This is a genomic window from Pseudomonas sp. P135 (assembly GCF_020312125.1).
GTDB lineage: Bacteria > Pseudomonadota > Gammaproteobacteria > Pseudomonadales > Pseudomonadaceae > Aquipseudomonas > Aquipseudomonas fragariae.
On record NZ_JAGPYR010000015.1, the window covers coordinates 125019 to 135693 of the forward strand.

At 59.7% G+C, this 10675-nt stretch carries 5 protein-coding genes and 1 pseudogene; 5 read left to right on the plus strand and 1 reads right to left on the minus strand.

Features of this window, described 5'->3' with window-relative positions; translation table 11 throughout:
- The first annotated feature begins 4 nt into the window (after window positions 1–4).
- The 3 genes from recG (at window position 5) to KBY08_RS20370 (ending at window position 5342) form a co-directional block, all read left to right on the plus strand.
- Complete coding sequence (gene recG / locus KBY08_RS20360; protein WP_003425918.1) at window positions 5–2080, plus strand: ATP-dependent DNA helicase RecG; 2076 nt, start codon at window positions 5–7, stop codon at window positions 2078–2080.
- An 86-nt stretch (window positions 2081–2166) separates the two neighbouring features.
- A complete protein-coding gene (locus tag KBY08_RS20365; protein ID WP_024642284.1) occupies window positions 2167–3564 on the plus strand; it encodes an aminoacyl-tRNA deacylase and HDOD domain-containing protein in 1398 nt (465 codons plus the stop codon).
- 470 nt (window positions 3565–4034) lie between these two features.
- Window positions 4035–5342, plus strand: coding sequence for a CitMHS family transporter (locus KBY08_RS20370; protein WP_003313973.1), 1308 nt, complete (start codon window positions 4035–4037; stop codon window positions 5340–5342).
- A 69-nt stretch (window positions 5343–5411) separates the two neighbouring features.
- Here the strand turns inward: KBY08_RS20370 and KBY08_RS20375 are convergent, their stop codons facing one another.
- Window positions 5412–6905 (minus strand): YifB family Mg chelatase-like AAA ATPase, encoded by a 1494-nt coding sequence (locus tag KBY08_RS20375; protein WP_225651251.1) that lies wholly within the window; start codon window positions 6903–6905, stop codon window positions 5412–5414.
- A gap of 398 nt (window positions 6906–7303) precedes the next feature.
- Between KBY08_RS20375 and KBY08_RS20380 the strand changes: the two genes are divergently transcribed.
- Both KBY08_RS20380 and KBY08_RS20385 read left to right on the plus strand, forming a co-directional pair.
- On the plus strand, window positions 7304–8890 hold a 1587-nt coding region (locus KBY08_RS20380; RefSeq protein WP_318654643.1), incomplete at its 3' end, for a toxin VasX.
- 1 nt (window position 8891) lies between these two features.
- A pseudogene (locus KBY08_RS20385) lies at window positions 8892–10578 on the plus strand (hypothetical protein); the annotation flags it as partial.
- Window positions 10579–10675: the final 97 nt, after the last annotated feature.

A 10675-nucleotide genomic window follows, 5' to 3' on the forward strand; every position in this document is an offset into this window, starting at 1 on the left:
AGAAATGAGCGAGCTTTCCAGGGTCTCGGTCACGGCGCTCAAGGGTGTCGGCGAAGCGATGGCAGAAAAGCTGGCCAAGGTCGGCCTGGAAACCCTGCAGGACGTGTTGTTCCATCTGCCGCTGCGTTATCAGGACCGCACGCGCATCGTACCGATCGGTGCGCTGCGTCCCGGTCAGGATGCCGTTATCGAAGGCGTGGTCAGCGGTGCCGATGTGGTGATGGGCAAGCGTCGCAGCCTGCTGGTGCGGCTGGGCGACGGCACCGGGGTCGTCAGCCTGCGCTTCTACCATTTCAGCAACGCCCAGAAAGAAAGCATGAAGCGTGGCACGCACCTGCGTTGCTTCGGCGAAGCGCGCCCGGGTGCTTCCGGACTGGAGATCTATCACCCGGAATATCGGGCGATTACCGGTGATGAGCCCGCGCCCGTCGAACAGACCCTCACGCCGATCTACCCGACGACCGAAGGCCTGACCCAACAGCGTCTGCGCCAGCTGTGCCAGCAAAGCCTGGCGATGCTCGGCCCCAAAAGTCTGCCGGACTGGCTGCCTGAAGAGCTGGCCCGCGATTATCAGCTGGCCCCGCTGGATGATGCGATCCGTTACCTGCATCACCCGCCGGCCGATGCCGACGTGGAGGAGCTGGCCCTCGGGCATCATTGGGCGCAGCACCGACTGGCTTTCGAAGAACTGCTGACTCACCAGCTTTCCCAGCAACGCCTGCGTGAAAGCCTGCGGTCACAGCGCGCACCGGCATTGCCCGTTGCGAAAAAACTGCCGAAACAGTTTCTCGCCAACCTCGGCTTTGCCCCCACCGGCGCGCAGCAGCGTGTCGGCAAGGAAGTCGCCTATGACCTGAGTCAGCCTGAGCCGATGCTGCGGCTGATTCAGGGCGACGTAGGGTCGGGCAAGACCGTGGTTGCTGCGCTGGCTGCATTGCAGGCACTGGAAGCGGGTTATCAAGTGGCGCTGATGGCGCCCACCGAGATTCTCGCCGAGCAGCACTACATCAACTTCCAGCGCTGGCTTGAGCCCCTGGGCGTGGGTGTGGCGTGGCTGGCGGGCAAGCTCAAAGGCAAGGCGCGCGTCGCGTCTCTGGAGCAGATCGCCGGCGGCACACCCATGGTGGTCGGCACCCATGCGCTGTTTCAGGACGAAGTGCAGTTCAAGAACCTGGCACTGGTGATCATCGACGAGCAGCACCGGTTCGGCGTTCAGCAACGCCTGGCGCTGCGCAAAAAGGGCGTTGGCGGTCTGATGTGCCCGCATCAGTTGATCATGACCGCCACACCGATCCCGCGCACGCTGGCCATGAGTGCCTACGCCGACCTGGACACTTCGATCCTCGACGAACTGCCGCCGGGGCGGACGCCAGTCAATACCGTGCTGGTTGCCGACAGTCGCCGCCTGGAAGTCGTGGAGCGGGTGCGCGCCGCCTGCGCAGAAGGGCGCCAGGCCTACTGGGTGTGCACGCTGATCGAAGAATCCGAAGAGCTGACCTGCAAGGCCGCTGAAACCACCTACGAAGAGTTGAGCAGCGCGTTGGGTGACGTGCGCGTCGGGCTGATTCACGGGCGCATGAAGCCTGCAGAAAAGGCCGCGATCATGGCCGAGTTCAAGCAAGGTGCGCTGCAATTGCTGGTGGCAACGACGGTCATCGAAGTCGGTGTCGACGTGCCGAACTCCAGCCTGATGATCATCGAGAACCCCGAGCGCCTCGGCCTGGCGCAATTGCACCAGTTGCGCGGCCGCGTCGGGCGCGGCAGCGCGGTGAGTCATTGTGTGCTGCTCTACCATCCGCCGCTTTCACAGATCGGACGGCAGCGCCTGGGCATCATGCGCGAAACCAACGATGGTTTCGTCATCGCCGAAAAAGACCTTGAACTGCGTGGCCCCGGCGAAATGCTCGGCACCCGACAAACGGGCCTTCTGCAATTCAAGGTCGCCGACCTGATGCGCGACGCAGACCTGCTACCGGCCGTACGCGACGCGGCTCAGGCCCTGTTGGAGCGCTGGCCGCAACACGTCAGCCCACTGCTCGACAGGTGGCTGCGTCATGGCCAGCAGTATGGCCAGGTGTGATGCAGACTATGCTTTGCAAACCGCGTGCGACCCAAATCGAATAACGTGGTTATACTTCAGAAAATGTAGGAATTTGGACATAGCTCATGACAGAAGTCGCCCACGTCAATGATCCGCACCATGCGCCGTTGGTAATCCGGCAGTTGCTTGAAAAGTTGGCTATCAGCTACAACGAAGTCGTGGACGAAAAGAACCTTCCTCCAGCGCGCAAGGTGCAGGCCGTGCTGGTCGAGGATGCTGTCGGTGCGTTGCTTATCCTGTTTCCGCAAAGCCAGTTGCTCGACCTCTCCCGCATTACCGAGCTGACCGGTCGCCAACTGACCGCCGTGCCGCACGAGCGGCTGGCGCGCATGCTGACCAAGCACAACCTGCGCGTACTGCCAGGTCTCCCGGCGCTGACCAGCTCACCCTGCCTTTACGACGAGCGCCTGCTTCAGGAGCCAACACTGCTGGTAGGTTCGGGCGAGCCTGGTGTTCTGCTGGAAATCAGCAGCGAGGACTTCAAGGGCATGCTGAGCAAGGCCAGCGCCGCGCACTTTGGTCAGTCTGTGGCGGCGATCCGGCCGAACCTCGATCGTCCTGACGACGATCCTGCAGAAATCACTCAGGCCATGCATGCCTTCACGGCGCGCCGCATCCAGCAGCGTCTGGAAGCGACTCTGGAGATTCCGCCGCTGGCTGGCACTGCGCAGAAAATCATCAAACTGCGTGTCGACCCCGATGCAACCATCGATGACATCACCGGCGTCGTCGAAACCGATCCCGCACTGGCTGCTCAGGTCGTCAGCTGGGCCGCTTCGCCGTATTACGCGTCGACCGGCAAGATTCGTTCGGTCGAAGACGCAATCGTCCGTGTACTGGGCTTCGATCTGGTGATCAATCTGGCACTGGGGCTCGCACTGGGCAAAACCCTGAGCCTGCCCAAGGATCAGCCACAGCAGACCACGCCGTACTGGCAACAGTCCATCTACACCGCTGCTGTCATCGAAGGCCTGACCCGTGCCATTCCGCGCGCCAGCCGGCCGGAGGGTGGCCTGAGCTATCTCGCCGGTTTGCTGCACAACTTCGGTTACCTGCTGCTGGCGCACGTGTTTCCACCGCACTTCACCCTGATTTGCCGCCAACTGGAAGTGAACCCGCATTTGCACCACAGCTTTATCGAGCAGCATCTGCTGGGTATCAGCCGCGAGCAGATCGGTGCGTGGCTGATGCGCTATTGGGACATGCCGGATGAGCTCGCCATCGCATTGCGTTTCCAGCACGACCCGCACTACAAGGGTGAGCATCACGTCTATGCCAACCTGGTCTATCTGGCGGTGCGCCTGCTGCGTGCCAACGGTATCGGCTCCGGCCCCGAACAGGATATCCCGGACGAATTGTTCGAACGCCTGGGCCTGACGCGCGACAAAGCCAACGAATCGGTGAAAAAAGTGCTCGAGGCCGAAGTGCTGCTGCGCGAACTGGCGTCGCAGTTCAGCAAGTAACCTGCGGATGTAACACACGAATAGTGCCGAAGGCTCCGGCCTTGGCACTCTCCCCTCGAACCTCAGAAAGGCTCGCCTTCAACCCCCGGCAGGTGCTCATCCAGGCGCAGCCAGGGAAGCCGATTGCTAACGCAGCCCGCCGCAATGGCAGCCTCCCGAGTGTATCTCGCTCATCCGTGCCTCTCCTGTTCATGCCCATAAACCCTGTGACAATAAAATTCCCGCAACTGCCGAATGAAAGCTCGGTGAAAGCTTGGCCAATTAGCATCAGCCCACTTCCGGCAAAAAGACCGGTTAGCCAGGAACGGATTCCGAGGTGTTTCAGGCCCAATTAACAACAATAATGGTGATTCCGATGCTTCCTGACTTCTCGTTCCACACTCTCCTTGCGCCCCCACTCCACGTACCGATCTGCTGAGCTGACTCGTTCATTTCACGTTCTGTAGCCGTATTACGTCTGGAGTATTCCCATGCTGACTTTCCTTGGCTTTGCCATGGTTATTGCGTTCATGTACCTGATCATGAGCAAGCGCCTGACTGCGCTGATCGCCCTGATTCTGGTTCCGATCATCTTCGCCCTGTTCGGTGGCTTCGCGTCGCAGATCGGCCCGATGATGCTGGCAGGTATCACCAAGCTGGCGCCGACCGGCGTGATGCTGATGTTCGCCATTCTGTACTTTGCGCTGATGATCGACTCCGGCCTGTTCGACCCGGCCGTGCGCAAGATCCTGAAAATGGTCAAGGGCGACCCGATGCGCATTTCGGTCGGCACCGCCGTACTGGCGCTGGTGGTGTCCCTCGACGGTGACGGCGCGACCACCTACATGATCTGCGTTGCCGCCATGCTGCCGCTGTACAGCCGCATCGGCATGAGCCCGCGCATCATGGCCGGCCTGATCATTCTGGCCGGCGGCGTGATGAACATGACGCCCTGGGGCGGCCCGACCGCTCGTGCGGCCAGTGCCCTGCATGTCGACGCCTCCGATATCTTCGTGCCGATGATCCCGGCCATGCTGGCAGGTGTGATCGCGATCCTGGCGATTGCCTATTTCTACGGCAAGCGCGAACGTGCCCGACTGGGTGAACTGCACCTGCAGGGCGATGAAGTCGACCACAGCGAAATCAGCGTCTCGCAATTCCCTGATGCGCGCCGTCCAAAGCTGATCTGGTTCAACGCTGCCCTGACCCTGACCCTGATGGTCGCCCTGATCATGGGCCTGCTGCCCCTGCCGGTCCTGTTCATGATCGCGTTCAGTATCGCGATGATCATCAACTACCCGAACCTGCAGGACCAGAAGGACCGCGTATCGGCCCACGCCGGTAGCGTGCTGGCGGTGGTCGGCCTGATCTTCGCTGCGGGCATCTTCACCGGCATCCTGTCCGGCACCGGCATGGTCGACGCGATGTCGAAAAGCCTGCTGGCCGTGATCCCTGACGCGCTGGGCCCGTACCTCGCGGTGATCACCGCGCTGGTGAGCATGCCGTTCACCTTCTTCATGTCCAACGATGCGTTCTACTACGGCGTACTGCCAGTGCTGTCCGAAGCAGCTGCCCACTACGGCATCAGCCCGGTGGAAATGGCCCGTGCGTCGATCGTCGGTCAGCCGGTCCACCTGCTCAGCCCGTTGGTGCCTTCGACCTACCTGCTGGTGGCACTGGCCGGTATCGAGTTCGGTGACCACCAGCGCTTCACCCTGAAATGGGCGATTCTGGTGTGCATGTGCATCCTGGTTGCCGCACTGCTGATGGGCATCTTCCCGTTCTATAGCAGCATGTAAGCTTCTTTGGCTGACCCAAGGCTCGCCGTCGACTTGATCGTTGACGGCGAGTTTTTGCGTTTGCGGCCATCAATTGGTTGAAGGCCGATACTGCAAGGCCTCGGCCAGATGGCTGCGGTTGATCGCGTCCACCTGCTCCAGATCCGCCAGGGTTCGCGCCACCTTCAGCAACCGATGCGCCGACCGTAACGACAGGGTCAGACGCTCGCACGCCGTCTCCAGCCAGCTTTCATCGACACTGGACAGCGCGCAATACTCGCGCAGCCCCGGCAGATCGAGAAACGCATTGGCACAGCCCTGACGACGTTGCTGACGGTCTCTCGCCTCAGCGACCACGGCTGCGGCACTGGCAGTGTTTTCACTGGTGGTCGGGTCAGGGTTGAGGGCGGTGGCTTCGCGGGCGACGGTCAGGTGCAGGTCGATCCGGTCCAGCAGCGGGCCGGACAACTTGTTGCGATAGCGCTGCACCTGCTCGGTGGAACAACGGCAGCGCCCGGTCGGCTCGCCAAGATAGCCACAGGGACACGGGTTCATCGCCGCCACCAACTGGAACCGCGCCGGAAAGCGCACGCGATCCCGCGCCCGGGAAATCACGATATGCCCGGACTCCAGCGGCTCACGCAAAACCTCCAGCACACGGCGATCGAACTCCGGCAACTCATCCAGGAACAGAACGCCGTGATGCGCCAACGTGATCTCGCCAGGTTGCGGACGACTGCCACCGCCTACCAACGCCGACCCGGACGCCGAATGATGAGGCTGCCGAAACGGCCGCTGCGGCCAACTGGTCAGCGGCACCTGGCTGGCGACCGACTGAATCGCCGCCACCTCCAGCGCTTCATGCTCGTCCAGCGGCGGCAACAAACCCGGCAGGCGACTGGCGAGCAGCGTCTTGCCGGTGCCGGGCGGCCCGCTGAACAGCAGGTTATGCGCCCCCGCAGCGGCAATCACCAAGGCACGCTTCGCGGCGGTCTGGCCCTGCACTTCGCTAAGGTCCGGATACGGCTTGGGCTGATGCAACAGACCACTGGATTGATACGGCGCAATCACCGTGCGCCCGTTGAAATGCGCGACCAGCTCCAGCAAGTGACTCACCGCAATCACCCGCAGCCCCGACGCCAGGCAGGCTTCCTCGGCGTTTACCGCCGGAATGATCAGCGTCCGCTCCGCCGCACGTGCCGCCAGCGCAGCAGGCAGCACACCCTGAATCGGCCGAATCGCCCCCGACAACGCCAACTCGCCCAGGCACTCAACATCCTGCAACGCAACCAACGGCACCTGCCCGCTGGCGGCCAGCAACCCCAGCGCAATCGCCAGATCGAACCGCCCGCCATCCTTGGGCAAATCAGCCGGCGCAAGGTTGAGTGTGATGCGCCGCGCCGGAAAATCCAGCCCTGAATTGAGAATGGCACTGCGCACCCGGTCCTTGCTCTCCTTGACCGCCCCCTCCGGCAACCCCACCAGCGTCAGGGCCGGCAGGCCGTTGGCCAGATGCGCTTCAACAGTAACCGCCGGGGCTTCCACCCCGACCTGGGCACGACTATGGACGATAGCCAGCGACATGGATCATTCCTTGATATGAGCGATGGGCGGGTATCGTGCTTTATTTGCGGGGTGGGGGTGAGGGGGGAATGGATACAGGGTGTGAGTGGGGTCGACAGGCACGACACTTAGTCGGCTAAAGGCTGCATGCAAAACATAGATGCGCAAATTTTTGCGCATCCGATGGCCGGGGCTTAACCAGCAAAGCCCTATATTCAAAGCGATGCGGCACACATTAACGAGTCAGCGCATGTGCGCAGATGTTTGCGCACTATTTCATGCTTTTTTTGCTCGATATCTTTGCTTTAAATCTCTATCTCTTTGTTTTATATCGATAAATAGACAGTCGGCACATATCTTGGAATGCACCTCTGTATACAGCGGGCGATATCGCCCGTTTCTGCGCAGAGATTCCATGCATGACCGACAAATCCGGCACCCATACTCAACGACGTGCTGCAACGTTCGCCAAGACACCCGCCACGGCCACCAGCCTGTGCCCTTTCCGCGGCCCTGACGTTGCCATCGTGCCAGTGCGCTACGCGCTGGACCGCTCCCGCTACGATACCGCGCCCGAGAAGCTGAAACCGCTACTCGAGGGCAGCCGCTGGGCGGTTATGCCGAAACTGAAAACACGCAGCTATACCCTTCGCCAGCTGTATGACGGTTATGTGTATGTCTACGACGAAACAGCCGAGACGTTGCATGAGTACGCGGTGTCAGCCGCCACAGGCAACCTGAGCCGTATTGTCTGGACCGATGCGCAGCTTGGCAGTGACCAGCGCAGTGGCGGCAGCGATGCCAAGCCTTTTCTGCTCTATCCGCGAAACAACCTGCTGCGCATCGCCTTTTCAGCGCAGCAGTGGTCCTGGCGAATCTGCGAACACCTGCGTTCGAACCCGGCAAGCCGCGATTCATGGATGAAAGCGCTGGATCTGAAACGCTACTGCATAACCATGGCCGAGCCGGATACCTTGCCGTTGAACTGTATCGCCGAAGCGGTGGCGGACATCGACAACGAGTATGTGGTCGATGATGACCGCTTTGCAGACTCGGCGATTCCTACATCCAAGGCCTCCAGCGAAGAAACCCAGCCGCTGTTTTCACCAATCGGCGCCGACGTTTTCTGGCAGGGCAGCGTTGAAGATCAGGACAGTTCCCTGCTCATCGCCCTTGATGATCCGCTGGCCATTTTCAACGATCTGGGCATGCAACTGGCCGCCGATCAGGCCGCTTACCGCAACTGGCAAGCCGGGCACGAACACAAGATCCAGATTGCCCAGACCGTCACCACGCTATGTGGCGCTGAAAGTGACCCGGAGAAACTGCCGGCATCGGTGCGCGGCAATTCCGCGCTCACTCACCAGTATCTGGGCGAGCTCGAAGCTTACTTCGAGCAGTGCATCCTTGAGGAAGCGCAGATCAGCAGCAGTAACGTTCCCGGCGATTTTCTGCTGATGCCGGACATGTTCAAGAGCCTGGACATGCGCAAATCGATTGAAATGCGATACGGCAGCGCGCCCTCCGACCAGGCCCTGCAAGCCTGGAAAGATCGCCACAAATGGCGGCGCGAGGTCGATCTGAGTGGTGCGCGTGCGTACCTTCAGCAGCACCTGCCAACCGGTGACACACTGCTGCAACAGGTGCGAGACACGCAAAGCGACTTTCGGCAATGGTCGACCCATCTGGGTACGGAACCGCTCAAGCTGTTTGTCGACACCTCTCACCCTGAAAGCCTACTTTATCTGCAAACGGTCATGCTCAATCTGCAGATCATCTACGCTCAGGACAACGCCGCCAGCGCCTGGCTTGCCGAGCAGGAAGCCAACGACAGCAGCCTGTTTGGCACGTTGCGCTACGGCTTCTCACCGGCGCTCAAACACGCGCTGCACCAGGAGGCCAACGCGCTGCTGAACGGCCTCGGCGACATCACCAACCTGGCCACCCGCATCGGCGAACTCAACGGCACGCTCAATCACCAGGGCTTTGCCGACAAGCCGTGGATGNCGACAGCCGCATGGCGGTGGGCAAGCAGCAGAACATCGTTGCACTGATTCGCACGCTGTTGATTGGCCAGATTTTGCTCGATTCTAAGGCGCGTATCGCGATCGATCACAACATGCTCGCGAAGCTGAAAACCTGGATTAGTGAGTGGCAGGTGCTCAACAAACAGATCAGCGACACCCGTCGCAGCTGGCTCTACCCAACCGCTTACAACCCCCGCAAAAGCATCGCCAGCCACCTGCGCGCGCTCGAGGAAAAACTTCGCCTGCACGAACTGAGCATGCCGGCCCTGCTCGACTTTCAGAACAACCAATACGCCAGGCAGTTGCAGGACGAGATTCGCCTGCACTTCCAGTCCGGCAAAGCCATCACCAAAGAGTGGCTGACCAGCGCCAGGCGCTGGCTCGATGGACTGGGAGGCATTGCCGGCTCGATCACCTGGGGCGTGATCATGCTCAACTTCATCAACACCGCCTTCACTTATCGCGACCTTACTCGGGATGGAGACTTCAGTGCGAAGGACCTTGGCAAGGTGACGTATGGATTGGGATATAGCTTTAACTTGTTGATGGCGGTATTTGTTGAAGCGCCGTGGGCGGTTATCAGGGATGCGACGCCGGTGCTGATCGATGGCAAGAATGTGGGGATTCTGGATCGCTCTGCGGGTTATTGGAGGGCGAAGGGAAATCTCGTATGGGGTGATGCCATACGTGGGTTCAGGGTTTCGATGGTGGCGATGGGGGCGTTTGGGGTAGCGGCGGCTGTTCTGGAAGTATTGGATATTCAGGATGATCTCAGCCGAGTCAATACTTCCGAAGAGATCATAGCGATGCAGCTAAAATTTGCGTCAGTGCTCATGATGGGAGCAGGCAGTGCCATTCAACTTATTGCAGGAATCTTCCCCACCACACCCCTTACTGCCGTCGCGATGAGCCCATGGTTTAGTATAACTTTACTGCTCATAGGTACCGTGTACCTATTCGCGACGACGGCTCTGAATTACTTTAAGCAGGACAGTGTAGGTTGGTGGCTGCGAAGATGTTGCTGGTCCAGATCAATTGAGTACCGGTACTCAACAGACGCAGGAGGCCAGCACGCAGAAAAGCTTGACCTTCTTACAATACAATTAAGCCCTCAAGTTCATGTAAAAATCACCACACGTCTTGAGAGTCGTTATCTTGGTAAAGGGGATTATTACAGCACAGCAGTGCAAGACGGTGCTGGCGTGCAGCTTCTTTTTCCGAGCGCGGTACGCGCGCAATCCGTACATTTCAATATCATCAGCAGCAAGCGCCCATGGGGAGTACTTCCCGTGGAAAAAATAGACTCTCCGATAAATGAGTCATTTCTAAACCGAGGGCAGTTCAGGCAGGCTGGCCAGTTTGGAACACTTGGCAACAAAGCGGCCCGCAATGCTCACGAGGATTTCACATTTCCGCTTATGCCCCATGAAAGTGAAGACTTGATATGGGAAACCTGGATTCCTCTTGAGGCAGAAGCCACATACCTAGAGCTGCAGATATGGTACCCCGATAGCCTTATTAAACCCGACCAACAAGACATCGGATACTTGTATCAACTTAAACTAAATCGCGAGGGCGATACCAAGGTCGACGGCCTGATCACTGCTGAACTCGAAGTAAAAGCGCTAAACCGCAGCACTGCCTTGACTCTCGAAGTAGCGGAATAAACTATGACTGACCTTGCCCCTGAAAAACGTATCCCTTGCCAGGTGCCTCAATAGCCGCAAGGATACGACATGACTAAGCCCAAGACAGATCGCGTTA

Bases quoted from the DNA above. Each gene is read 5' to 3' on its own strand.
- recG (WP_003425918.1), top strand. From the start codon at position 5: ATGAGCGAGCTTTCCAGGGTCTCGGTCACGGCGCTCAAGGGTGTCGGC.
- KBY08_RS20365 (WP_024642284.1), top strand. From the start codon at position 2,167: ATGACAGAAGTCGCCCACGTCAATGATCCGCACCATGCGCCGTTGGTA.
- KBY08_RS20370 (WP_003313973.1), top strand. From the start codon at position 4,035: ATGCTGACTTTCCTTGGCTTTGCCATGGTTATTGCGTTCATGTACCTG.
- KBY08_RS20375 (WP_225651251.1), bottom strand. From the start codon at position 6,905: ATGTCGCTGGCTATCGTCCATAGTCGTGCCCAGGTCGGGGTGGAAGCC.